Raw genomic sequence first — 22,248 nt, forward strand, 5'->3', positions numbered from 1 at the left:
GCGGCGTCTTCGGTCCCATCGCCGCGTCATGCACGAGCGGCGTCTTCGGTCCCATCGCCGCGTCATGCACGAAGGCTCGCTTACGCCACTTCGCGACTGTCTTGGGGTTCAGTCCATGCTGGGCGGCAAGATCTTTGAGCGGAGCTTTCGATCGCTGTAGCGTTGCTCTGACCGCGTGCGTGGTCGTGGCGCAGCCGTGAAGAACCTGTCCCATAACGCCTCCCGGTGTGCGGCGGTTACAGCTAAATTGATGCCACCACACCGCGGGACTGCACACCTAGCCACGTCACGACCGCGCCGGCGAGTCGTATAAGGCTGCGCGCAATCTGGTAGGGTTCAGAACCAAAGCATCAGGTTCTATCTCGACGCTAGACCGACCGCTAGGTCCTTACCAGCTCATCACGCGCTTCGAAAATTCGAAGGTATTATGACTGAGCGATAACGGTCAGCAGCATAGCGGCGCGATACAGGTTAAAACGATCAAATCGAACTGATACGAATTCTAATGTAAAATCCTTACACGAGCACCATGCATGAAATACATGTGATTTCTGACCATAACACCGACATTCATCGCAGAGGCGCTGCTTGAGAACATCGGACGCGACTCGTCAATAGGGCATTCGTATTCATCGGCATAGATCGTCCATGCCCAGAACCGAGGTCCGGTAAGACTTCGGCGGACCTCAACATGCAGGCACAAATTCCCAGCGTTTTTCTCCAACATCCCGGATGATGCCACAGGTATGAAAACACACCAACGCGGCGCTGAGCCGCATAGCTTTACATTAGGCATCCTGGCAGCTCTCATGTCCGCATAAGATCGACAGGCCTTTGAGACCGTCGACGCAGGCCGCCGGGAGGGGGGGCGATGAGAGATCTGGCATCGTCTGAAGGCTCGTGGAGCGATCATTCGCCTCAGGACAATGAGCGCGCAGCCCGGGCTCGCCAAGTATACGCACGGAAACGCGCCGATGAAGCCGCCCGAGAGCGCTGCCTGGCTCTGGGGCGCCTCGTCCAGACCGAGATCATCCCCCAACTGGTGCTACTGCATCGCAGGTTCGTCGCTGAGCAGATCAAACCCGCGTTCAAACCGGATGTGGAGCAAGTCGCGGCCTTCACGCATCTGGCGCTCGCGCAGGACGACACGGCCATGATCCAGGCTTTCTCGGCGCTGGTCGGGGAAGGTTATCCGGTCGATCGCCTGTTCCTCGACCTCCTGGCGCCCTCAGCGGCCCTCCTGGGCCGCATGTGGGAGGAGGATCTGTGCGACTTCGTCGAGGTGACGACGGGCGTCGCCCGCCTTCAACAGCTCGTGGCTCGGTTTCGGGTCGGCGGGGAAGCCATCCCGCTCGGGGACGACCGCCGCCTGCTCCTGATGAGCGCCCCTGGCGAGCAGCACACGTTCGGTGTGCGGATCGTCGAACAATTCATGTCCAGGGCAGGCTGGGCTGTATCAGTCGGGCTCTCGTCCAGCTCTGAGGAGATCGCGGCCTTGGTGGCGTCCGAATGGTTCGACGTGGTTGGCCTGACGCTCAGCAACGAAACGCGCGTCACTCAACTCGCGACGGCGATCCGCTCCGTGCGCGCAGCCTCTCGCAACCGCTCCATCGCCGTCATGGTAGGCGGTCCTGTGTTCCTGGAGCATCCGGAACTCGTGCCGCAGGTCGGAGCGGATGCGTCTGCTGTCGACGCGGCGACGGCGGTGCTCCTTGCCCAACGGCTACTCGATCTTGCGGCCGACAGCGCCAAAGACCGGTGACGACCTGTGATCGACCTCATTTGGTAGCGGCGCCAGGGTCCGGGCGAGCGTGGTCGCCGCCGTCCCGCACCGTCTCGGAGCAGCCTTCGTTGATAAAGGCGCCGCCGTTTACGCGCGGGAAGGTGTGCGAGCAGGCGAGGAGCTTCCAGTCCAGGATGTGATCGAAGTCGCTCATGGTGGCTAACTCCGTAGCCGCCCCCGCACGGAGTCCCCTCCTGTGCATGTACAGCTTCAATCGCCCGGGCGCGTTGGCGACGGAGGGACATCCACTATCCGCATTATCCTCCTCACCCAGACGATGTGCGATGGCTCTGGACATCCGAGCAGAGCACCGTGGTATTGCGAACAGTGGGCCAACGGTGATCGACGAGAATGGCGAGGAGCCAGGGCCAGTTCGCCGCGGCAGGAGGACCCCATGCTCAAGTCCGGTCGAGGCCCTGCGGAAGCTGCGCGAGGAGATGGTGACGGACCGCCGCAAGCTCGTGGATCAGAGAGAGAGCATTCAGAACGTACAGGCCGAGATCGAGGCGATCAACCGGGCCATCGCGGACGAGGAAGCCATGCAGAGCCGCGCCGACCCGAACTCTCGCTGGAATGATACAAATCAAAGTTAAAGCCGGGATATCTAACACCCCGACGTCATCCCGGTGACATCTCTTCTGAGATGCGCTACGTTACTTTAACGCTTGCGGATGATGTTTCGGAATACCCTTGTAGTGCCTTTAGATAAACGGGCAGCCGCCGTGCGTGCGGCGGTGAATGGGTCGAGGTAAATTGTGTCGCCGTTGAGCAAGTAGCCGCGCTGCCCCGTCTCCGCTCTTTGAACGAGTTGGAACAACCGCGCCTCGGCTTGGCGTACCTCAGCGGAGTGAACGGACCAGGCGTCGGCGTCCGCACTGGCCAGAGCCGCGGCAGCCGACGCCAGACCGGCAAGAACGAGCAGAACGAACCCACCGGCCATCGCAGCCGTCTCGCGGGATCCGGCAAGGCGTTGAACGAGCCGAGGTTTCAAGCTGTATCCTCTGTGCCGCGAGGGGAACTTACGGCGTCGCAGCGGCCCACATAGACGCGGCTTCAGAGCTGTCCATCGAGCAGCGCCAAGGCTACACGGGTCATGATTCACGCCGTCCAGCATACAGGTCGGCTATCCGCACCGACCGCATTGCGCCGCTCGCCCCCAGTGAGGACGCGGTTCGTTTGTCGAGCCCTGCCCTACGCAGCTACAGCCTGCCCATGACTAACAAGCTCGGCGCCCTTCTCGAACGTCTCAAGGCGCACCAGCGCATGCTCGTCCTAGCGATGGCGGAGCATGATGGCCTGCCGGCGCAGAACGCGCTCCGTCAGGTTGCCGAACTGGAGAACGTCATCGCTGCGGTGGAGGCAGTTGCGGCAGAGGAAACAGATCGAGCGCAGCGGTCATGAAAACCGCCCTCATTTTCATGGGCAAGTAAGAACTGTGTGCCGCGACCCCGTTAGGCTTTGATCAGCCACCCTATTAACGACTGGTTATTCAAAAAATCACCAATCGATCGGTTTTTTGAGCACCGCATGGAATCATATAACGCCTCTAACGTTATGGCTGAGCTTGGAGCGGAGCGATGCCGCTCAAACGAGGCACAGCATCAATGATCCACCAGCTTGTTTACTATAGCCGCAACACCGTTTTAGGTGGTGATCGCGCCATGCTCACGAACTTGCGTGAGATCGTTTCCGCCTCTCAGCGCAACAACAGCCGCGACGGCGTGACCGGCTTCTTGATTTTCGACAAGACGTGGTTCGTTCAGATATTAGAAGGCGAACGAGCCAAGGTGACCGAAACCTATAATCGTATTGCTCTTGATAACCGTCACTCCAGCCCGAATATCGTCAACGTCTACGATGTAACCGCTCGCTCCTTCCCCAACTGGACGATGGGTGGCGCGATGCGCACGCTGGAGGTGCAGGAAATTTACCTGGCGCATAACATCGGCAGCGTCATGGATCCGGCACGCCTGAAGAGCTCGCAGATCCTCCAGCTAGCTATTGACCTCCAGGAATTTGAACAGGCCAAGCGCCAAGGGCAGAGACTGGCTAGCTAATGGCCCTTTGTGCGATAAGTTGCTGACGGCTCACGCATGAGAACTATAACTGCGTCTGACCGTAGTCGTTGACGTCAGCACCCTGAATAGGAGCCTCGAACGAAAACGGCGCAGCAACCCGGAAGGTAACTGCGCCGCTGGATCGGGCCGCCGAGGGGGCGATGACGGCCTTGGGGAGACGAATACCCCGAGCTCAGGTTCCGTGAGGTGCGCCCCCGCACATTCACCGGCATGTGGCGCGGCGGTGACACGCATCGACGACCACCTGTGGACGGTGCGAGCTGCCCCTAATTGGTCAAGGTTGACGGGCGAGCGTGAGAGCACACATTCGCTCCGGCTCTCCCATGTTTGCCAGCCCTCACGCCTTTGTCCTCCACCATCGCGAGCGCGCCGCCGTGCTCATATCATCCGCGCTGTTCCTGGCCGGCGCGTTGCCGCTCTTCTGGGCGATTGGYTGAGCCAAACGCTCCAGTCTTGCTCGTCGGGCAGGGGCTGCGCAGCAGATCATGGTTATCCAGCTTGGCGGAGATCGTGGTGCRCTACTGACAGATGTGATCAGAGCGAAGGGCGTGGCCGYGCGTCAGSAGCGCTCGCTAGYACGGGCTCGGGATCTGGCCACGGACATCGCTGAGATCCGGACTGACGGTGCTGTGAGCCTCAGGCAGATTGCARATGGCCTGAACGCACGAGAGATCCCGACAGCGCGTGGMKSGAGATGRTCTGCARTGCAGGTGCAGWGGGYYTTAGCCCGCGCKTAATTGGGTCGAGTGACGGCGACACRAAGAAGGAAAACACGATGGCAGATTTCCAAGAYGGCAAGCACATGAAGTCCGCCAAGCTGCGCGCAACGGTGACCCAGAYGCGCGGCAGCCCGGGCGCTCAGGGCTACACGAGCCAGGAAGCCTTGCAGAAGGAGGTGCCTGAGAACAATCGCGCGGCCCGTCGCCGTGATGCTGCCRTGGCCAAGCAGACTAAGGCCGAGGAGGCGTAAAACGCCTTATGCGCATACGGCACGTGGCGGGATCTGGTCAGCGGTGCAGGTGAAGCGTGTCTTAGAGCGAGCGGCTTGAGGGTCTAAGTTGCAGCCCCTGAGCACGTCAGGGCGGAACAACGATGCGAGCTATCACCCATCCCGCTCTGATCGGCACGGTAATCCTTGCCGCTCGGCGAGCAGAGATCTGCTCGCCATTTCACCCCCTGCTGAGCGGCGAACCGGCGGCCACGAACGCCTGTTGTGACGACTGCGGGCCGGCCGCCGAGATGCGAGGGGGAGCCTTGCTCGCCTGTCGCGGCGGTCGGTCTGCAGTAGAGCAACGGGGTGAGCCTCGCCGCCAATCTTGATAAGGGAGCGGTCGTCTAGCCTATTGGGTAAAACTTAAGCCTTGCTTTGCAATAACGGACCCTAGAACGCCTCTTCTAGGAAGCCCTCGTGCTCGAACGCCGCGCCAAATATCGTGCAAGCACGGCCCTGCCCGGAGGTGCCGCCTTCGCTAGGATGAATGCCGAGGTGCAGTGCGTGGTGCTCAACCTGTCAGGGTATGGCGCCTGCGTTGCATTTACGCCTGGCATAGAGGTGCCGCGGGTGTTTCAGCTGCGGATTGGCCCTGACCCGCAGCTGCAACCCGTGCGAGTTGTTTGGCGGCGGTCCAACACGGTTGGCGTCGGCTTCATAACCCCTCGGGCAGGTGTGCCCGACGTCATTCCGGGTTGACCCCGCGCCACATCCTTGACGCCCTCGATCGCCCGGGCTTGATGCCGGACGCGGGCGCCCAGCGGTTGCATGTCGCGAACGCCTCGGGCGCGCTGACGGGAAGACGCGCGGCTGTAGCAGGAGCGGGAGGGGCTGTCGCGGGAAACAGGTGTCGAGGCTTATCAGCGCCGAGCTAATGCTGGAAGCTGAGGTGGGGGCGGTCGCGCTCCGTGCCCAGCAGGTTCCTCCCGGGATGCACTACGCCTACTTGAGTGCTTGCGGATGTCGCGACGGCACGCCCTTGTAGTGCCTAGGGATCAGCGGGCACCCGTCATGGATGCGGCGGTGCGACAGCGTCGAATATCCCTGCCCGCTGTAGACACCCTGGACCGTCACACGGCCGTGGCAGATCGGGCACCGCTTGAGAGCATCGCGGTGCAAAGCCTTCGCCTCATCGAGGCCAAGGGTGCGCCATGCGCCGTCTACCATCACTTCGCAGGTCTGGGTTGACGGTTTCAGCATGCCCGACCATGACGCGCCGGGCAGCAGGTCGCCAGAGCGCTCGAGCCACACCCTGCCACGCGGTTCCGGGCTCCGGCACGCACTGCCGGCTCAAGACGCCGCGCGATCCTCACCACGGCCTTTCAGCGGATGTCGCCCCTCGCGCGGACGAAAGACTAGGACGTTGGAGACCATCGAGCGGCGCGCGCAGGCATCAGACCGAATTTCGGATGGCGAGGGGACCGAAAGACGGGCCACTGCTTCCGTGACCGACAGCGGCGCAGCGGGAACGCTTTTGACCAACAGCGCCAACATCTCGGATCGGCTGTCCAGCATGACCGCTGGCGGCTTCCCCGTGATGAGCCGCCAGCGCGCGATAAAATCCGTAGCTGGCATGCGATCAAGAGCATTCGCGCAAGGCGAGACGCGGTCCGCCGGCAATGGCGCGAAGGTGTTCATGTTCGCGGAAACCGGTGGCGCCCTTAGCTGGTTCTCGCGACTTTACTGGACGGTGTAGGAGGGCTGATCGGTGCTGCGCACCTTGATGTACGTTTCGTCGATCCGGATTGAGCCGCAGTGGGGTCTGCGGAACTGACGCAGCCGCTTCTCGATCAGCGGCGCGTAGGCCAGAACCCAGTGGTTCAGGGTGGAGTGATCGACCTCCATTCCGCGCTCCAGAAGCATCTCCTCAATGTCGCGGTAGCTCAGCGGGTAGCGCAGGTACCAGAGACAGCCTGGACGATCAGGGCCGCCTCAAAGTGCCGACCCCTGAAGTCGGCCTTGGCGCGCTGCTTGAGTTTAGCGACGAGGGCAGACAGGATCATGGGCCAGCTCCAAGACGGAGCGGCACGCTGAGCGGGTATGGCTAACGACCCGTGAACGGAGGCGCACTCAGGTTCGCGACAGGCCTCTCGCGAGCGCGCCGGCTACCATGTTCGTCCCCCCTTCACGTGCGGCCGGCACGTCCCCTCACCCCAACCGGTCGCCCAGCGTCCGCCTGCGGATGCGGTGCACCGGGATCGTTAGCGGGGTTCAAGCATCAGTTCGGCGAAAGGGCTGAGCTTGCCGGACCTCCAAGCATATCTGCCCTGATTGGACGTGCGCTTGTGATTGTCTCGCAGGTGGTGTACAAATCACACATCGACTTTTGGCCAGATATTCGGCCGTATCGCCTGAATAGGGCGAGCGTTCTGCATCTCTCCCATTTTCGACGACCAGCGACCGAGCGCGTGCGGTGCATGCGATCGACCCATTCGTTTGCCTATATAGATACGGAATACCTATGAGCATCGGCACCGTTAAGTGGTTCAATGACACCAAGGGCTTCGGCTTCATCCAGCCGGATGACGGCGGCAAGGACGTGTTCGTCCACATCTCCGCCGTCGAGCGGGCCGGCATGAACAACCTGATCGAAGGACAGAAGGTCTCCTACGAGATGGAGTCCGACCGCCGCACTGGTAAACAGTCTGCCGGCAGCCTTCAGGCCGCTTGAGCTTCGCTCATCTGCTTATGACGAGTTTCGAAGCCGTTCCCTCTGGGAGCGGCTTCATCTGTTTCTTGCACCTGTGTTCAGCTCCGGTGCGCCTAAGGAATGTACGTGGGTCAATTCAAAACAGACCAGCTCGTCGATCGGCTTGAGGCCACTGCGAAGGCGCGGCAGGCCACACTTGATCGGTTCCGGGCACGCCCGGCAGCGGATGACCCGACTGTGCTGGCGCGGCAGGCCGAGCGGCAGGCCCTCATCGAGGCGCGAGAAGTGCGAGCCAACGAACGAGAAGCGACGCGTCTTGCCGCTGAGGCCGAGCGTGAGGCGGAAGCTCTTGCGGCGAGGGAGCGCGCGGAAGTCGAAGTCGCTCGTCTGGCCGCAGAGAAGGCAGAGCGGCAGGTCGTACTCGCTGCCGAGCAGAAGGCTGCGCGCGATGCACGCTTCGCCGCCCGCAAGGCCAAGGTGCGCAGATAGACAGTCGACGACTGCAAAGCGTCATACTCTGGAGGACGAGAGATGTCTCATAAATTCAAGCTCGGTCAGAGCGTTCGGCAGATGGGTATGAACTACGTCGGCGCTAAGAGTAGCGTCGTCGACGGCCTCTTTGAGGTCATTCGGCTTATGCCAGACGATCGATCCGGGGAGCCTTGCTACCGGATCAAGTCTGCAGGCGGGGAGCGTGCTGCTCGTGAGGACGAGCTCACTCTCGTTTCCTGATTGATCTCAGTCGCGCAAGTTCCTGTTGCGCGGCCAAGCAGCCTACAGAAACCCACTTCCCGAATGGCCCTTAAAGGCGTTCGCCCGCCGGATGTACGTCATGACCGTCGCCGCATCCCGGTGGCCGGACTGGTCTATGATCCTCGCCAGATCAGCACCGCGCTCAGCCGCGGAGGTGATGTAGCCAGCCCTCAAGCTGTGGGCGCCGAACGCCGAGGCGTCGTATCCAGCGGCCGAAGCGTACCGCTTCACCAGATCGGCAACGGTCTGGGTTGTGAGCTGGTTCGGCTCTGCCTGCTGGTCGAAGTGAAGCACTCGGCCAGATCGCGAGATCGGCCGGAACACCGGCCCCTCCGTGATCTCGGCCGCATCCAACCTCTCGCGCACGAGCGCCACCGGCCTGATGTACCGCCCGTGCGGGATGGCCTTCTCGAACCCCCTACCCTCTCGGTCGACTTCGGACCGGCGGACCATGACCCGCAGGCCTTCGGGATCCTCGCGCAGGTCCACCACGTCGAGCGCGACCAGCTCGGACCTGCGGAACGCGCCCGCGAAGCCGAGAGCGAGCAACGCCCGATCCGCTTGCCCGTCAGGGTGTCCAGCGTCCGCATCAGGAGCGCGGCCAGGATCTCGGCGGTTGCGGCAGCCTTCTGCGTCGGGGCAACGCCTACCTTGCGCCTGGCGCCCTTCATGGCGGCGCGCACGCCTTCGTCGTCCGTCGGGTCCGGGGCCTTGGCGAGCTTGTGGCCGTACCGGATCGGGGCGAGCCGCCGGCCTGCGCACAGAAGACGCTCCGCAACCTGCTCGAAGCTGGGCTGATCGTGAACGTGGGCACGGAGACCCGTCGCGACGCTCTCGGCTCCTATCGGGTGCCGGCCTACGCCATGCCGATGCCATTGCACTTCCAATGGTGCTCGGCCGTGGCCGCGACCGACGAAGAGATGGCGGCTTATGAGGTCGAGGTAGAGGCAAGTGCATGAACTGGGTGACCCCACCCTCGGGGCTGCTGCCGACATTGATACGGCGGGGCACTCACCCCGCCGCACATAGATCGGCCGCCCGCTCTCACTGCGGATCAATCATCGTCGTCATCCTCGCGACGGAGGCGCTCCTCACGGCGGATCGGTCCACGCCGATCATCGCGGAACTCTTCGCGCCGCTCTTCCCGCCGGATCTCATCCCTGTCCCGCTCCCGGGGCGAGCGCGGATCAACCCTCACGCCACCGGGTCCGATGTCAATGCTTTGTGCAACAGCCGGAACGGCGGGGATACTGAGCAGACCGGCTGCGATCAGTGTACCTGCGAGGAGATGCTTCACGACGATCCTCCCGTAAATGGGCGGACAACATTCTCGGCAGTTAACCGTTCCGCTCCGCCACTGGCCTCCGCGACCGATTGGCCCAGGATCGAAGGGCCGTCGACATGACCCCGCGCGAGCAAGCCGCCTTCGCCGCGGGCATCGAGACCGCACGCCAGATGACGCTAACCGCGGCCGTGACGATCGAGGTTCGTGAAGATGCCGGCGCCGTCCGGTAACAAGCCGCGGTCGCTTCGCTCCAAGTTCTTGCCGAGGGGCTGCGTCGTATTCAAGTTGATCTGAACAATCTAACGGAGGCCGAGATCGGCCGAGAGGCGGGATCATGACCACAGGGAAGCCCGGATTTCAGCCCGGCCAGTCTGGCAACCCTGCGGGGCGGCCGAAGGGTTCGCGCAACAAGACCACTGTGGCCCTGGAGAAGATCCTCGACGGCGACGCCGAGAGCATTCTGCGCAAGGCCGTGGAGATGGCCCAGGATGGCGACCCGACCGCGATGCGGCTTTGCCTCGACCGCCTGCTGCCAGCTCGCAAGGACAGGCCGATCACCTTCGCCCTACCGCTGATCGAAACCACGGACGACCTGCCGAAGGCCACCGGCGCTATCGTGGCCGCGGTCGCCGCGGGCGAGCTGACGCCCTCTGAGGCGGCCGAGATCTCCAACACCCTCGACGTGCATGTGCGGGCGATCGAGGCGACCGAGTTGCACCGGCGGATGGCGGCGCTGGAGGCGCGGGGGGCATGAGGCTGAAAGCTCTGGAAGCCCGCCTTGTCCGTGTGGAGACGAAGCACGGGACCGGCCAGTTCGACCACATGACCTACGAAGAGGTCGAACGGGCCTTGTTCGATCGTCTGCACCGGATGGCTGGCGCGGTCGGTGGCATCGACGAACTTATGGCCGAGTGGGACTCCGAGTCCGACCCGGAGCAGTGTGCCCTGATCGCGCAGATCCGATCCCACGAGCGCGACGTCCGTGCGAGCTACCTGGAGATGGAGTCCCGCCTGTGTCCACGACCCTGAAGGCCCGGATGGTTCGGTTGGAGAGCCGCTACCCAGATCTGAAGCCCGGTCCGGAGCGCATGACGGACGAGGAATTGGACGGCGTCATTGGAGTGCTGCGGCAGCTCGAAGCCGTCGAGGCGGTTGCCCCGTCCCGCTCGGAGTGGGCGACCGCTGTCATGTGTCGGGAGGAGATGCTGTCATGAGGATCGGGATCGCAGTCAGCAACAGCGTGCCGTGCCTCGTAGGCTCCCAGCTGAGGGCTGACGAGTGGACAGCCCGGTTCGTCACCGAGCACTGAGGCTTGCGCCCCCTCCCGAGGCTTCAGATGCCACTCGCGGCGGCGTGGGCGTAGTGAGTAGAAGCCGAGAAGCATCTGCAATACGTGCACTAAGCTTCTGTATTCGATTGAGACATAATGCGAGACCTAGAGCGATCTGGGTTCAAAAGCTACCTTGCCATTATTTGCGGGAGGCAGTCGTTTGTACAGTATTTTTGCAATCATTTTAGCGATGTGTTCATGCAATTCATGTTCGTTAATATTTTTCTTGTTCTTGGTTACATTAGGGCGATGTTCGAATATCATAAGCATTGTTATCCCCTAAGTTGGTTGTTTTCAACTCAATTGACCGCTATAAATAAGCGTGATTTTGGGACGCGGGCGCATTGATGCATTGAATAGGCCATTTTTTTATATTGTTGACAAGCTTAAATACGTACCTCTTCGGCCTATCGGGTATCTTTGCGCTTTGCGGCAACGCTCGTACCATGAAGTCAAAGTACGTAGGCGTCCGAACCGATCGTTCTCGTGACGACCGTGTATTAAGGAGCCCAGTCGTGGCACCGAGCTTTTTCTTTGATGTGTCGAACGGCGTGGAGACGATCTTGGATGCCGAGGGCGTCGAAGCTGCGGACCTTGATGAGGCGCTTACTGAGGCGCGAACCGTCATCGCGGAAATGGCGGATGAGGTATGTGGAGCTGACCCGAACCGGTCTTGGACGCTAATCGTGCGAGATAGGACAAGGTCGGTTGTGGGGCGTTTGCCAATCAGGCGACCGAAACTGTCGCTGATCTGACGATCGATGCAGGTCCGCTTTCCGGTGGCGCTGTTCAGGTCCTACGGCCCGTGCAGCGTAACTGATCCATCGTCAGGGGCGACCGCCTTGACTCGCGGGCCAGTGAGCCCCATCGCGGCGAGAGGTCGGCCAGAACGCTATTGCAGGCCGCCGCCAAGGTAGCGCTGTCGTCAGTCGGCATGACGCTCAGTAGCGCGCGCATAAGGTCAGCTATGGCGGCTGTGTGCTCAGCCCGCTTTAAGCCACCGTTCCCATGCCGGCCATGTTCAACCGCCGAGACGACGTTTTCGGCGATGATCTTGGCTGCAGTCTCGACGTTGGGGCCGTGCATCGTCTCAATGCGGCTTCGGCCGGGGCGTCGGTTGTTCAGGCTTATCTGCCAAGTCGCTGCGGATCTTGATGCCGCCGGTCACCACAGGATCATACGTTCGCACCCGATCTGGGACGGTATCCGTAGTTTTCTGCACGTTCGTACCTGCATCCGAAGATCCGACCGGAGGTTCTACGACAACCTGTGCGACGGCGGATGAGCCGAGGAGTGCGGTTGCTGTTATGACGGAAAATAGGAACTTAGACATCTTCAGTTCCTTCCTTCTCGTAGAAAGCCGGACCCTTTCGCGCGTATTGCCGAAAACATCGGTGTCAGGAGGCGCCGGATGCTGATTGTTTAAGCGCGGTCAGGCGTGATCGTTGTCTTGCGAGCTGCGTGCCGCAGCACGCGGGCGACGCTTCTTGACGGTAGGCGGCGGCTCATCGTCTGGCAGGAGTTCGCTGAACGGCACTGTGAAAAGCAGCTTGTGCTGCGCATCGCCAACAGTGAAGCTGTATTTTTTGAGCTGCGGGTTCCGCGCACAATCGCCTGCCGAGGTGAAACCAGCGCCGTGCTGAGCTAGCGCGAGCGCCGCCTCGTTGTCAGGACAATCTAATCCCTGAAAATCCGAGCAGACCAAACCAGACTTAGACTGCACGTCGAAGAAGTAGCGTGGCATGGCGCACTCCGCCGCCCCCATCGAATGCTCAAGCTGTTGGCCGCCTGATTTGCTCGACCGAGTGTCGCGCTAAAGGCCGCCGTTGTCACTCCGCACCGCTACAGCGCAGGATCAACAAAAACCCGCTCCCCGAGTGGCCCTTGAAGGCGTTCGCCCGCTTGATGTAGCCAATGACCGTTTAGGGACCCCTATGGCCGGACGGGTCCACGATGCGGGCAAGACTCGCATCCTAATCATTTTGCACGTTGTCACGTGACAACGTGGTCACGTCGGTACGCTTCGTTGCCGTTAGGGCAGAACTTGAGCTGTCCCCTCCTCAGTGGCCTCCGCCGCCCGAACGGTCGCCCGCACCTCGCCTCCATGTTGACCTTCAGTGGCGGGCGCGGCCTGGGCCGGGCGCTTAATCACGGCGGGCGGAGCTGAACGAGGTTCTTGAGCGGTCGCCGCACTCGCGAGCGCGCATAGGGCGAATGCAATGATGAGCCGCACCACGCTCTACCCTCACGGAGATCCGCTGACGTTGTCACGTGATCACGTCGTCATTCGCCTCGGTTCAAGGCATCGAAGTCGCGACCGTGCTGGCGCAGCACCATCCGGAGCCCCTCGATGTAGAGGTCATGCGGCTTGCAGTCCGTCGCCGCCGCGATTTCCCGTAGCGCCTTAAACACCTTCGGATGCGCGTAGATCGAGGCGTGCGGCTTCTCATACCGGACCCGGCGTTTGTAGCCCTCCGGCCCAGACGGCTCACTCGCCATCGGTTCAGACACAACGTTTTCGCGTGACGCCGTGGGAACGCTATCACGTGGTAACGTGGTCACGTCGTCACGCTGACCCGTGACAATGCGGTCGCGTGGTGCTTCAGCAGCCGGCGCTTGTGCCTGTGCGGCTAGCCGAGCGAGCTGTTCATTGATGGATGGCCGCGGCTTCTTGCTCATGCCTTCGTGCCTTCGAGCTGCGCCTTAATCCATTGCCAGAGCAAGCGAACCTCGACGGCCGCTTTGCCCTTGGGAGCGAGTTCCGTGACGCCCTGCCCTGTCGTCATCGAGTCCAAAAAGTCCGAGCGCGTCGCCACCATCGAGGGCGCGAGCGCGCCGGTGCTCACGAGGGCAGTCGCAGCGTCGAGCGTGCGGGCCTGTGTCGTGGGGTTGCACTGATTGAGCACGAACGCGAACGGCCGTCCCAGAAGCCGCAACTGCTCGACCGTCGGTCGTGCCGCCTCGACATCGAGGATTGAGGGCTTCACCGGCAGGAGGCACAGGCTCGCCTCGCGCAGCACAAGCGCCACGTCGGGACCGAAACGACCGGGCGTGTCGACGATCACCAGTGAGACAGAACCGGCCTTCCGGATCTTGCCGAGCGTCCCGGCGAATGCCGGAGGCTCGACCCGCTGTATGTCCAGGTCCTCGGCCTCGCGTCGCTTTCCCCAACCTGCGAGCGACGCCTGCTGATCCGTATCGAGGGCCGCGACGGTCTCACCATCCTGCATAGCCGCGACGGCGAGTGAGGCGGCGAGCGTGCTCTTACCGGAGCCGCCCTTTTGTGTGGTGAGAGCCAGGACGCGCATTACAGGCCTGCGATCCCGGCCGGGTTCTGCTTGAAGAGCTGCCCAGAACGGATGTAGCCGCTCGTCGTATCGAACCGCTTGTGCCGGAGTTGGCGCTGGATAGCATGACCGGGCGCGTCGTTCGCCGCGGCCGATGTTGCAAGCCCGGACCGCAGCGAGTGTCCGGCATAGGCAGCCGCGAGCTGCCGCGCCTCCTCTCGCGAGTACCCGTCTGAGAGTGCCGCGGCCTCGACGGTACGCTGTATGATCCGGGCAACCGTCCGATCGGTCACTGCCTCGACGCCGATATGCCCATGCCGATCGATCGGCCGGAAGGCCGGCCCCTCTGTCAGGTGGGCTGCATCGATCCACGCGCGATAGCTGCGCACCGGGCACGTCTCCATGTTCGAGCCATAGGGCACGCCGATCTCGGCGCCCTCGGCCTGTTGGTCTGTCTTGCTACGGGCGAGATGGATCACAAGGCCGTCGGGCCGTTCTTCAATCCAAGCTGCGCCATCCCTGCGAGCCACCTCGAGCCCCGCGATCTCGGATCGGCGGAGCGCGGCTGCGAAGGCGACGAGGATCAGCGCTCGGTCCCGTCGTCCGCGGAGGGTGTCCGGCAGGGTCGCAACGGCGCGCCGGAGATCCACCGTCATGAGAGGGCGCTTCTTCACTGCCGGCTGGCCATGCGCCCGCTTGATGCCTCGCCACGTGTCGCGGAACGCGGATGAGGAGGTTTCCAGATCAAACCCGGCAGCGGCGTGCTGTTCGCGGATCGCGGCAAGTCGACGTTGTAACGTGACAACTTTTAACGTGGTCGCGTGGTCAATGAGGTAGGCCAGCACCGCAGCTGGGCTCGCCGGCAGAGACGGCTCGCCCCGTGCCGCGCACCAGTTAGCGAAGGCTCGCACGTCCGAGGCATAGGCCCGACGTGTGTTCGCCGCCCGGGATTGATCCGCGTACTGGAGCGCTTGGTCCGCGAACGCCTGCAGACCGGTCGGCGTTGGGAGGCTGATTTCTGTGCTCAAGGCTGAGGTTCCTCAGCCAGTGGCTCGCCCTTGTCGATCGCCGAGGAGATCTGGGTCCGCACGAGCTTCAATGCGGCTTGCATCGGATCAGCCCAGTCAGGTCGCTGTGCCCTCTGTATGGCTTCAGCCGGCACGATGACGAAGAACCGTGTCCGCCCCCTCGAGCGCGCATGCCAGAAGCCGCGGACCTCAACGCCGTCCGCCACTGGCCGCGCCTTGACGACGAAGTCCTGCCCAGCGTGCGAGAAGGGGAGGCGAGGCGGCGACGACGGCATGCTATGCTCTGATGTCCGATAATCTCTTCTTATCGGACCTTAGCTCACCACGCGGAAACTGGCAACGGGATCGCGCTACCACGTTGTAACGTGGTCATGTGGGGGCGAGGCGATTGGGCTTCGACTGGCCTATCTCCGCGCCACCAGCCGCGGCGCCTTCAGAATGTGCGCAAAGCCGGGCGAGCCTTGATGATAGGCCGCCAGGCCGGAGCATATGAGAGTCGATGCTGCATAGGGGCGACCGTTGCATCAAGCCTCGAGCCAAGCTTACGACGGTGCCGCAGAATGGCTGGAGGCTTGGTTGACGGAACCGGAACAGGGGAGTGGAGAGGCGGTGTACGTCTCAGCCATGGTCGGGGAGATGATGCAGCGCGTCCTCGAAGATGYGCTTGTCGATCTCGCGCGGACCAAGGGATCTTCCTACCTCGACATGTTCTTCGAGCGGGAGATTAAGCGCTGCGACGGTCTGTTCCGCGAACGGACTGGTGATGCGCCCGACAAATCGAACATGCTGCGAGCTTGGTTCGCGGTAGAAGGTAGTGCGGCTTTGCGAGCCGTGGTCGAACGCGCGAACGCCAAGGCGAGGCAAGATTAGCGCTCTGCGCGTAGCATCGGGTTGGACAAGGCATCTATCTCATGGCGTTGCCGGCCGGATCACCACCATCGCAGGCGGGCTGACAATCCACTTCGGCGCGGTCATCCGCCGCGATGGGTCTGGATGCGGGAGCGAGGCGTTCGCCGCGTAGACGAGGTCGGGACCGAAGCGAACGAGCATGATCAGGACGACAAGGGCTGTACGCATAGGAGGGGAACGGCCGGGATCGGCGAGCGCTCCCGCCTCATGCCGCAGCTTCTCTTTGCAGAACCTCTGGGTTCGCGGCCCTTTCGATCCAACGCGAGCCGCTATGGCACCAGCCCCGTGAGCCCGCAGGCTGCCAGGATCGTCACCAGCATCGTGAAGCCCAGCAGCGAGCCCGTGTTGCCGATCTGCGCGAAGAGTCGGTGACTCACCGGCCCGCGCCTTTCTTGGCGAACTCCCATACTGGGATCCCCCAGGCTTGGCCTTGCTTCGTCCGGTAGGCCGAGCCGCGCTCGAACACCACTCGGGTCGGCTCGATGGCCTGAGCCCGATTGCCGGTGATCATCATCACTCCGCAGACCTCGATCCGTAGCGTCCCGTGCTCGGGTTGGAGCGCGAACAGTTCGGGCGCCGTCCAGCCGAGTGCGTGCGCCTCGGCGCCCAGTCGGTCACAGAAGTGGATGGCGGCCTCCCGAATCGGCGCCCAGCGGGCTGGGACGAGATACCGGCACGGCGAGACGTGCGGAGACAGGTCCTCTATAGCGCTGCGCCACAGGGCGGCTGCGTTGGGGAGCATGGTGGGAGCGAAATCGGAGGCCATACGGCCCAGCTACGGCAGGCCCGGCTCGGTGGCCATGCGGCCAGAAGCGGGGTTGCCCCGCAGATAGAGGGCGAACAGCGGTGTGACGCCAAGGCCCTGGCGGCCCTCGCTCCAGCATGGCAGGTCGGAGCTATGCCGAAACCCGATCCGCAGACCTGTGAAGTGAAGATCGAGGGAGCCTGGATTGCGGTCAGTCTGGACGAAGCCGCGACCCAGTACATCATGACCGTCAAGCGCTGTCCTGCCTGTCACGGGCGCGTGGCACTCAATGGGACGTACAGCGGGCCGAACGTCCTGCGGCGCCTGTACCACCGCAAGGCGCACGAGGGCTGCCCACTCAAGCCTGACACGTACAGTGGTCGGCCGTCACTACATCCGCAGGCTCTGACATAGTCCTACATCTGCCCCGCCGCCCGACCTGACGATCAAAGCCCGCCCTGGTGTTCCAGGTGCGGGCTTGTCGCGACTGCGCCAGCGAGGCCGCACCGCGAGACCGTACATCCGGGTCTCGGTGCTGCTCTGCCGCCGCTCAGCCCCCAGCCGATCGCTGACAGCTACCTCGGCCGCTATGGTTAACGGATCGTTGCCGCCGGTCGGCTACCTCGCGCTGTTGTAGGCCCTGCCGCCCGATCCGATCACGGGCTGACGGGGGAGATTGTCGGTTTCATCAGCGTGTAAGCTTCTTCGGCGATATTCGAAAGCAGCGCCGACTAAGACAACTATTCAGGATAGGTGTAGTGCTTCCTCGGTCGTCACACGGAAGCCGATGAGGTTATTTGCCCCGAAAGTGAGTGTCAGCGGTACATCCGCGGCATCTCGACCGTAGGCGATAAGGATCCGGCCGATCCGTGAGCTGTTGTTGCGTGGATCGAAGGTGTGCCACTGGCCTCCGAGATACACTTCTATCCAGGCCGCGAAATCACCGGGCGCGTGCGGTAGAGGCAGGCCGATGTCGCTGACATAGCCGTTGCAGTAGCGGGTCGGGATGTTGAGGCAGCGGCAAAACGTGATCGCCAGATGCGCATAATCGCGGCAGACGCCTTGCTGCTCTTCGAAGACGTCAAAAGCTGTCCGGGTTGCTCGGGCATGCTCATACCCAAAGGTGATGCGATCATGCACGTAGTCGCAGATCGCCTGCACTCGGCCCCAGCCTGACGGGATATGGCCAAATAAATCCCAGGCGATGGATGACAGGCGATCAGTTTCGCAATAGCGGCTGCCGAGGAGAAACAGCACGGTGTCGGAAGGCAGCTTCTCGACCGCGATCTCCGGAGCGTCCGGCTCCCGCCGGTCGCCGCTGCCGTGGTCCCGCACGATCGTGTCGGTCTTGAGGGTGAAGCGCCCTGCCGGAGCAACCATGCGGTTGCACCAATTCCCGAAGCTGTCGCGATAGCCGTCCAGCGGGACTGCGGGTGTCGTGATCAGATAGTCGGGCCGTTCGAGATCGGAGAAGCGCGATGCGTGAACGTTGAGCGTCGCGATGACGGGGGTGGGTTGTGGAAACTCGTAGGTCATCTCGCAGCCGACAAGAATACGCATGGGCTCAGTCCCAAAGAGAGGCATCGAGATCAGCGTTGGTTACGCAAGCCTTGGACCGTATCACCATGTGGCGCCGGCAGCGCGCAACGCCTGCATCAGAGCACTCACCTGCGCGATCGTGATCGCCCGCTCCCCGGGGCTGCTCTCAGCTCGCGTCACGACACTCAGGGGCACTTTGGCGCGCTCGGCCAACTTCGTAGGTGCGAAGCCAATAGATAGCCGTGCTGCGAGAAGCTGGGGGCCAGTGATCACCCCTTCCGCTCCCGGAACCGGATCCCGGCCCCGCCGCCGTTCTCGGGGATGAACTCCAGGCCGGCGGTCATGGCGAGGGTAGTGCTGCTACGACGATGCCGGCCGCGATGGCTGCAAAGGCGCAATCCTCGAACGCGTATTCCAGGTCGGCGGCTTCGAGTAGGCGGACTGCCGTGACGAGAACGATAGCCACGCCGATCGCCACGAGGCGGCTCCAGATCTGGCTCATCCGGCCTTCTCAGGGTCGGTCTCCTTGATGCCAAGCCATGCCAGCGCCGCTGGACGCGACTCAAAGGTGCGCCATTGGGATGTGAACGGCGCGGGTCTCTGAGCTGCCGCCATTTCGTCGAGCAGCTCGATCTGCCACATGTCGCTCGGGCCGCTGCGAGAGATGCCCCGAACCAAAGCTGCGATCACAATGCCATCGAGCAGCACATCGTAGCTGCCGGGAGCCAGTTCCTCGACGGTGTAGGTCACTGCTGATCCTTCGTGCGGAAGCCCGCGAAAAAGCGTGTGAGGCCCTGCAGATCGACATCTTGCGGTGGTTCAACCTCGGGTGTTGGCTCAGGTTCGCTGCCCTTCCCTAGCAGCTCATGCAGCACCTGGGTGAGGAGGGGCGGCCACTCCACCTCATGATCCTGCAGAAGGCGTGCGGCCTTCGCCAATGCGACAACCTGATATGTAGGGTTGGGCCGACCCATGATCTGCGCGTCGAGCGCGCGATCCGCGAGCAAGGTGCAGAGGCGTAGGACCTCAGACAACCGGCTGAAGGCAGGCCCGTCGCTCACGCCGGACTCTTCCGCCGGAGCTTCACGCCCGGCTCGCCGCCGTTGGTGAACTCGACACCCGCGGCTCGGAACGCCGCCTCAAGCGCGTGGATCGTAGCTGTTTTGGTGGACAGCAGGGGGCCGTCCAACTTTTCGAGCCGCTTCACGGTCTCAACTGAAACCCCGGCCTTCTCGGCGACGGTCGACTGCTCCCATCGGATCAGCGCTCGTGCGGCCCGTAGCTGCTCAGCCGTCAACACAAATACACCTCAGGGGCATCGCGTTACCTCTCAGATTTTGACACCTCAAGGGATCCGCATTGCACCCAGAGTGTATCAGATGCAGCCCTGAGGGCCAAGCCCATGTCTCACCGCACCGTCTCTTGGAACCGCATCTCCCGCTCGCTGCACGACAGCCGCCCCGCTATCCCGGCCGGCATGCTCGGCGCCCGTGCCCTCGTGCAGCTCGGCGCCCGCACCTGCCCCCTCATCGTCGCCGGCCGCTACGATCGGGCCGCCATCATGGCCGCCGCCTGCAACGCTGCCACCGGCATTCAGGAGCGCTGCGGCGTCTCCCGCGCCGAGGCGATGTCCTCCGCCCTCAAGGCCACTTGGCAGGTCGCCAAGGCCGCCCACCGCGCCGCTGCGCACTGAGGAGCTGTCCGGATGGCCCGCGATCCAGAACTGAGAGTTGAGGCTCCACGAGCAGGTCCTGCGGATCCTCTGCCCTCGCGGGCTTCGATGCAATGAAGCCGGCTAGGCTGCGGTGGGCTCTACCTGAAAAGCGGAAGCTCTGCGCCGAGCACGCAAAGGCCGACCAAAAACAGGGAGCCACCCGCGGCTTCAAGAATGACGCGCAGCCGGTCGCTGATGAGCGACGCCACTGCAGAGGCCGTTCCAGCCACCAAGCAAGCCAGACTGATCAACGTCACCGCAGCGCCTCCACATTGGCACGGAACGGCTACGTTACGGCGTGGAGACGCAGGAAGTTTCGGCAATGGTTCGCTAGGCCGGCGACGACCTAGTCGAGCTTAGGGGAAGGCGTTTCGCGATCCCCTTCGCATCCACGCCCGCCATCCAAGGGATTGAGGGACCACTAGGTTGCGGGCGTGGAGATCGGCTGGTGGGCCGACGAGCGATCCTAGAGGCTATTGGCTTAGCTGTCGCGATTATTCGTCCGTCGCCTCACAGAAGCAGTTTTGCGCTGGCCGCATCCGGCATCCACGCCCACCCTCGACAGCTGAGGAGCATATCTGCGGGCAAGCGTGGACGGCCAGCCAACTGCCGGCGGCGACCAACTAGCGGATGAATGTCTAGGTTTCAACGCATAGGCGATCTACATCCAATTATATCAACTTTGGGTTATTTAATTCAGTGGGTGCATCCACGCCCGCCCATTGGCTGGGGGGAAGGGCACCAACGGGATAGGCGGGGAAGGTCGGCACCATCCCCAAGGCCGCCGACACCTAAGCGTGGCGGTTCACGATTTTTGGTTGATGTCTGTCCTTCGCGAACGCCGCTCGCGCATTCGGTGCGGGCGTGAAGGCCGAGCGCTTGGTGACGGCGCTCGGCTGGATCGTGTCGCGCATCTGGCCGATCCGCACTCAGTCGTTCGGGATGCAGCGGCCCCAAGAGTTGCTGTAGTGGAGGCCGTAGTCGCAGCCATTGCCCACGTAGACGACGCCAGGGCCATAGCTGTATCCGCCGAAACCACCGCCGAAGCGACGGCCGCCGAAGCCCCGGCCGCCGAAGCCGCCACCACCGAAGCCACCACCGCCACCGCCAGGATGACCGCCGAGGCCGCCGCCCCCGCCGGGGTGCCCACCACCACCGCCGGGATGGCCGCCGAGGCCGCCGCCCCCACCACCGGGATGCCCACCACCGAAGCCGCCGCCACCAAAGTGGCCACCGCCGAAGCCGCCCCCACCGAAGTGRCCGCCTCCGCCGCCGAAGTGGCCGCCGAAGGCGAGCGCGTCGGTYGCCGCSAACATGCCGACCGGAGCCGCGATGGCGGCAGCAGCGAGCACRGACTTGAAGGTCTTGCTGATCATCACGCTCTCCAATGTATCGCTGAGCGGCTCGTCCGCTTGCGTGATTGAAGGCATAGGGATCCGCCAGAATACTTCTGTGATCGGCCTCACACATGCAAATAGAACATGAAGCTTGGCAGTAATCTGGTACTGCTTTGTTTGAGCGCCGCCACGAAAGCTAAGCAGCATGGCTGCACGGGGGCCGGTCAGGACTGTGATGACGAGGCGCCCGAGGCCGCTCTGCCAAACGTGGGGGTTTAGCCCGCAGCCGAGGTGGTCATCCTGCCTGGGTGAGGGCGCGCAGACATCGTGGATCAGTGCCAAGTTCTCGGCGGAGCGCTGGCAAAAGCCGCGACCCCGATGGTGTCTACCCTGTTCATGAAGGCGGCATACGCGTCGGGGCTGTCACAATCGCGAATGTGCTGAGGTTCGCGGGTCGTTAGCCATACCCGCTCAGCTTGCCGCCTCCGCTTTGGAGCCGGCCCATGATCCTGTCTGCCATTGCCGCCAAGCTCAAGCAGCGTGCACGGACCGACTTCCGCGGCCGGCACTTCGAGGCGGTCCTGATCGTGCAGGCGGTCTCCTGGTACCTGCGCTTCCCGCTTAGCTACCGCGACATCGAGGAGCTGTTCCTTGAACGTGGCCTGGAGGTGGATCACTCCTCCGTGAACCGCTGGGTTCTGGCCTATGCGCCGCTGATCGAGAAGCGGCTACGGCAGTTTTGTCGGCCACACTGCGGCTCGCTGCGCATCGACGAAACCTACATCAAGGTGCGGGGCGAGTGGCGCTACCTCTACCGGG

General features: G+C 63.0%; 34 protein-coding genes and 2 pseudogenes. 18 read left to right on the forward strand and 18 right to left on the reverse strand.

Going from position 1 to position 22,248, the window contains the following annotated elements; genetic code table 11:
* Window positions 1–214 (reverse strand): transposase (locus tag AC1DXK_RS23825; protein WP_477299321.1); only part of this gene is annotated, 214 nt, incomplete at its 3' end.
* A gap of 657 nt (window positions 215–871) precedes the next feature.
* On the opposite strand from AC1DXK_RS23825, the gene AC1DXK_RS23830 reads away from it, so the two are divergent.
* Window positions 872–1,762, forward strand: a complete 891-nt coding sequence (locus tag AC1DXK_RS23830) for a cobalamin B12-binding domain-containing protein (RefSeq protein ID WP_456684868.1) — start codon at window positions 872–874, stop codon at window positions 1,760–1,762.
* Between the two features lie 16 nt (window positions 1,763–1,778).
* Here AC1DXK_RS23830 and AC1DXK_RS23835 read toward each other — a convergent pair whose 3' ends face one another.
* Window positions 1,779–1,937 carry a hypothetical protein gene (locus tag AC1DXK_RS23835; protein WP_477299323.1) on the reverse strand — a complete coding sequence of 53 codons (159 nt, stop codon included), beginning with the start codon at window positions 1,935–1,937 and terminating at the stop codon, window positions 1,779–1,781.
* Window positions 1,938–2,067: 130 nt separating this feature from the next.
* Between AC1DXK_RS23835 and AC1DXK_RS23840 the strand changes: the two genes are divergently transcribed.
* Window positions 2,068–2,376, forward strand: a complete 309-nt coding sequence (locus AC1DXK_RS23840; protein WP_456684870.1) for a hypothetical protein — start codon at window positions 2,068–2,070, stop codon at window positions 2,374–2,376.
* A gap of 65 nt (window positions 2,377–2,441) precedes the next feature.
* Here AC1DXK_RS23840 and AC1DXK_RS23845 read toward each other — a convergent pair whose 3' ends face one another.
* Window positions 2,442–2,897, reverse strand: coding sequence for a CHASE3 domain-containing protein (locus AC1DXK_RS23845; protein WP_477299325.1), 456 nt, complete (start codon window positions 2,895–2,897; stop codon window positions 2,442–2,444).
* Between the two features lie 98 nt (window positions 2,898–2,995).
* Between AC1DXK_RS23845 and AC1DXK_RS23850 the strand changes: the two genes are divergently transcribed.
* From AC1DXK_RS23850 to AC1DXK_RS23860, 3 genes are all read left to right on the forward strand, one after another.
* Entirely contained in the window at window positions 2,996–3,184 is a 189-nt protein-coding gene (locus AC1DXK_RS23850; RefSeq protein ID WP_456684872.1) for a hypothetical protein, read from the forward strand.
* Window positions 3,185–3,360: 176 nt separating this feature from the next.
* Complete coding sequence (locus tag AC1DXK_RS23855; protein WP_456684873.1) at window positions 3,361–3,840, forward strand: BLUF domain-containing protein; 480 nt, start codon at window positions 3,361–3,363, stop codon at window positions 3,838–3,840.
* A gap of 1,429 nt (window positions 3,841–5,269) precedes the next feature.
* Window positions 5,270–5,551 carry a PilZ domain-containing protein gene (locus AC1DXK_RS23860; protein WP_456684875.1) on the forward strand — a complete coding sequence of 94 codons (282 nt, stop codon included), beginning with the start codon at window positions 5,270–5,272 and terminating at the stop codon, window positions 5,549–5,551.
* A gap of 243 nt (window positions 5,552–5,794) precedes the next feature.
* Here the strand turns inward: AC1DXK_RS23860 and AC1DXK_RS23865 are convergent, their stop codons facing one another.
* Window positions 5,795–6,103: a hypothetical protein gene (locus AC1DXK_RS23865; RefSeq protein ID WP_456684876.1), complete on the reverse strand. Its 309-nt coding sequence runs from the start codon at window positions 6,101–6,103 to the stop codon at window positions 5,795–5,797.
* A gap of 112 nt (window positions 6,104–6,215) precedes the next feature.
* On the opposite strand from AC1DXK_RS23865, the gene AC1DXK_RS23870 reads away from it, so the two are divergent.
* Window positions 6,216–6,548, forward strand: a complete 333-nt coding sequence (locus tag AC1DXK_RS23870) for a hypothetical protein (protein ID WP_456684877.1) — start codon at window positions 6,216–6,218, stop codon at window positions 6,546–6,548.
* A gap of 17 nt (window positions 6,549–6,565) precedes the next feature.
* On the opposite strand, the pseudogene AC1DXK_RS23875 reads toward AC1DXK_RS23870, so the two are convergent.
* Window positions 6,566–6,855 (reverse strand): annotated as a pseudogene (locus AC1DXK_RS23875) (IS6 family transposase); the annotation flags it as partial.
* Window positions 6,856–7,313: 458 nt separating this feature from the next.
* Here AC1DXK_RS23875 and AC1DXK_RS23880 point away from each other — a divergent pair.
* The 3 genes from AC1DXK_RS23880 to AC1DXK_RS23890 all read left to right on the forward strand — a co-directional run bounded on the left by AC1DXK_RS23880 (window position 7,314) and on the right by AC1DXK_RS23890 (window position 8,234).
* On the forward strand, window positions 7,314–7,523 hold the full coding sequence (locus tag AC1DXK_RS23880; protein ID WP_305550440.1) for a cold-shock protein: 210 nt from the start codon (window positions 7,314–7,316) through the stop codon (window positions 7,521–7,523).
* A gap of 105 nt (window positions 7,524–7,628) precedes the next feature.
* The gene (locus AC1DXK_RS23885) at window positions 7,629–7,991 is read left to right on the forward strand and encodes a DUF6481 family protein (protein WP_456684878.1); all 363 of its coding nucleotides are present in this window, start codon (window positions 7,629–7,631) and stop codon (window positions 7,989–7,991) included.
* A 42-nt stretch (window positions 7,992–8,033) separates the two neighbouring features.
* On the forward strand, window positions 8,034–8,234 hold the full coding sequence (locus AC1DXK_RS23890) for a hypothetical protein (RefSeq protein ID WP_456684879.1): 201 nt from the start codon (window positions 8,034–8,036) through the stop codon (window positions 8,232–8,234).
* A 42-nt stretch (window positions 8,235–8,276) separates the two neighbouring features.
* On the opposite strand, the gene AC1DXK_RS23895 is transcribed toward AC1DXK_RS23890, so the two are convergent.
* Window positions 8,277–8,804, reverse strand: coding sequence for a site-specific integrase (locus tag AC1DXK_RS23895; protein ID WP_456684880.1), 528 nt, complete (start codon window positions 8,802–8,804; stop codon window positions 8,277–8,279).
* A gap of 173 nt (window positions 8,805–8,977) precedes the next feature.
* Between AC1DXK_RS23895 and AC1DXK_RS23900 the strand changes: the two genes are divergently transcribed.
* A complete protein-coding gene (locus tag AC1DXK_RS23900; RefSeq protein WP_456684881.1) occupies window positions 8,978–9,214 on the forward strand; it encodes a hypothetical protein in 237 nt (78 codons plus the stop codon).
* Between the two features lie 95 nt (window positions 9,215–9,309).
* On the opposite strand, the gene AC1DXK_RS23905 is transcribed toward AC1DXK_RS23900, so the two are convergent.
* On the reverse strand, window positions 9,310–9,552 hold the full coding sequence (locus AC1DXK_RS23905) for a hypothetical protein (RefSeq protein WP_456684882.1): 243 nt from the start codon (window positions 9,550–9,552) through the stop codon (window positions 9,310–9,312).
* Between the two features lie 322 nt (window positions 9,553–9,874).
* Here AC1DXK_RS23905 and AC1DXK_RS23910 point away from each other — a divergent pair, with 322 nt between their 5' ends.
* The 4 genes from AC1DXK_RS23910 to AC1DXK_RS23925 all read left to right on the forward strand — a co-directional run bounded on the left by AC1DXK_RS23910 (window position 9,875) and on the right by AC1DXK_RS23925 (window position 11,625).
* Window positions 9,875–10,294, forward strand: coding sequence for a DUF5681 domain-containing protein (locus AC1DXK_RS23910; protein WP_456684883.1), 420 nt, complete (start codon window positions 9,875–9,877; stop codon window positions 10,292–10,294).
* Window positions 10,291–10,569 (forward strand): hypothetical protein, encoded by a 279-nt coding sequence (locus AC1DXK_RS23915; protein WP_456684884.1) that lies wholly within the window; start codon window positions 10,291–10,293, stop codon window positions 10,567–10,569. Before AC1DXK_RS23910 ends, AC1DXK_RS23915 begins: the two co-directional genes overlap by 4 nt.
* Window positions 10,554–10,754 carry a hypothetical protein gene (locus tag AC1DXK_RS23920; protein ID WP_477299327.1) on the forward strand — a complete coding sequence of 67 codons (201 nt, stop codon included), beginning with the start codon at window positions 10,554–10,556 and terminating at the stop codon, window positions 10,752–10,754. The genes AC1DXK_RS23915 and AC1DXK_RS23920 overlap by 16 nt, the downstream gene beginning before the upstream one ends.
* Window positions 10,755–11,385: 631 nt before the next feature.
* Entirely contained in the window at window positions 11,386–11,625 is a 240-nt protein-coding gene (locus tag AC1DXK_RS23925; RefSeq protein ID WP_477299328.1) for a DUF6894 family protein, read from the forward strand.
* A 677-nt stretch (window positions 11,626–12,302) separates the two neighbouring features.
* Here the strand turns inward: AC1DXK_RS23925 and AC1DXK_RS23930 are convergent.
* From AC1DXK_RS23930 to AC1DXK_RS23945, 4 genes are all read right to left on the reverse strand, one after another.
* Window positions 12,303–12,614 (reverse strand): DUF6894 family protein, encoded by a 312-nt coding sequence (locus AC1DXK_RS23930; RefSeq protein WP_456684886.1) that lies wholly within the window; start codon window positions 12,612–12,614, stop codon window positions 12,303–12,305.
* Window positions 12,615–13,153: 539 nt separating this feature from the next.
* The gene (locus tag AC1DXK_RS23935) at window positions 13,154–13,549 is read right to left on the reverse strand and encodes a hypothetical protein (protein ID WP_456684887.1); all 396 of its coding nucleotides are present in this window, start codon (window positions 13,547–13,549) and stop codon (window positions 13,154–13,156) included.
* A complete protein-coding gene (locus tag AC1DXK_RS23940) occupies window positions 13,546–14,178 on the reverse strand; it encodes a nucleotide-binding protein (protein WP_456684888.1) in 633 nt (210 codons plus the stop codon). The genes AC1DXK_RS23935 and AC1DXK_RS23940 overlap by 4 nt, the downstream gene beginning before the upstream one ends.
* Entirely contained in the window at window positions 14,178–15,185 is a 1,008-nt protein-coding gene (locus AC1DXK_RS23945; protein WP_456684889.1) for a tyrosine-type recombinase/integrase, read from the reverse strand. Before AC1DXK_RS23945 ends, AC1DXK_RS23940 begins: the two co-directional genes overlap by 1 nt.
* A 576-nt stretch (window positions 15,186–15,761) precedes the next feature.
* Here AC1DXK_RS23945 and AC1DXK_RS23950 point away from each other — a divergent pair.
* A complete protein-coding gene (locus AC1DXK_RS23950; RefSeq protein ID WP_477299329.1) occupies window positions 15,762–16,055 on the forward strand; it encodes a hypothetical protein in 294 nt (97 codons plus the stop codon).
* A 412-nt stretch (window positions 16,056–16,467) separates the two neighbouring features.
* Here AC1DXK_RS23950 and AC1DXK_RS23955 read toward each other — a convergent pair whose 3' ends face one another.
* The 6 genes from AC1DXK_RS23955 to AC1DXK_RS23980 all read right to left on the reverse strand — a co-directional run bounded on the left by AC1DXK_RS23955 (window position 16,468) and on the right by AC1DXK_RS23980 (window position 19,678).
* Complete coding sequence (locus AC1DXK_RS23955) at window positions 16,468–16,836, reverse strand: hypothetical protein (protein ID WP_477299330.1); 369 nt, start codon at window positions 16,834–16,836, stop codon at window positions 16,468–16,470.
* Window positions 16,837–17,583: 747 nt separating this feature from the next.
* The gene (locus AC1DXK_RS23960; protein WP_456684892.1) at window positions 17,584–18,399 is read right to left on the reverse strand and encodes a transglutaminase-like domain-containing protein; all 816 of its coding nucleotides are present in this window, start codon (window positions 18,397–18,399) and stop codon (window positions 17,584–17,586) included.
* 319 nt (window positions 18,400–18,718) lie between these two features.
* Entirely contained in the window at window positions 18,719–18,880 is a 162-nt protein-coding gene (locus AC1DXK_RS23965) for a hypothetical protein (protein ID WP_456684893.1), read from the reverse strand.
* Complete coding sequence (locus tag AC1DXK_RS23970; RefSeq protein WP_456684894.1) at window positions 18,877–19,128, reverse strand: hypothetical protein; 252 nt, start codon at window positions 19,126–19,128, stop codon at window positions 18,877–18,879. Before AC1DXK_RS23970 ends, AC1DXK_RS23965 begins: the two co-directional genes overlap by 4 nt.
* Window positions 19,125–19,439, reverse strand: coding sequence for a hypothetical protein (locus AC1DXK_RS23975; protein ID WP_456684895.1), 315 nt, complete (start codon window positions 19,437–19,439; stop codon window positions 19,125–19,127). The genes AC1DXK_RS23970 and AC1DXK_RS23975 overlap by 4 nt, the downstream gene beginning before the upstream one ends.
* Window positions 19,436–19,678 (reverse strand): helix-turn-helix domain-containing protein, encoded by a 243-nt coding sequence (locus tag AC1DXK_RS23980; RefSeq protein ID WP_456684896.1) that lies wholly within the window; start codon window positions 19,676–19,678, stop codon window positions 19,436–19,438. The genes AC1DXK_RS23975 and AC1DXK_RS23980 overlap by 4 nt, the downstream gene beginning before the upstream one ends.
* Window positions 19,679–19,780: 102 nt before the next feature.
* Here AC1DXK_RS23980 and AC1DXK_RS23985 point away from each other — a divergent pair, with 102 nt between their 5' ends.
* Window positions 19,781–20,071 (forward strand): hypothetical protein, encoded by a 291-nt coding sequence (locus AC1DXK_RS23985; protein WP_456684897.1) that lies wholly within the window; start codon window positions 19,781–19,783, stop codon window positions 20,069–20,071.
* A gap of 812 nt (window positions 20,072–20,883) precedes the next feature.
* On the opposite strand, the gene AC1DXK_RS23990 is transcribed toward AC1DXK_RS23985, so the two are convergent.
* On the reverse strand, window positions 20,884–21,006 hold the full coding sequence (locus AC1DXK_RS23990) for a hypothetical protein (protein WP_456684898.1): 123 nt from the start codon (window positions 21,004–21,006) through the stop codon (window positions 20,884–20,886).
* Between the two features lie 54 nt (window positions 21,007–21,060).
* Between AC1DXK_RS23990 and AC1DXK_RS23995 the strand changes: the two genes are divergently transcribed.
* Complete coding sequence (locus AC1DXK_RS23995; protein ID WP_477299331.1) at window positions 21,061–21,516, forward strand: hypothetical protein; 456 nt, start codon at window positions 21,061–21,063, stop codon at window positions 21,514–21,516.
* A 416-nt stretch (window positions 21,517–21,932) separates the two neighbouring features.
* Window positions 21,933–22,248 (forward strand): annotated as a pseudogene (locus AC1DXK_RS24000) (IS6 family transposase); the annotation flags it as partial.

Source organism: Methylobacterium sp. P3_A11 (assembly GCF_056403155.1).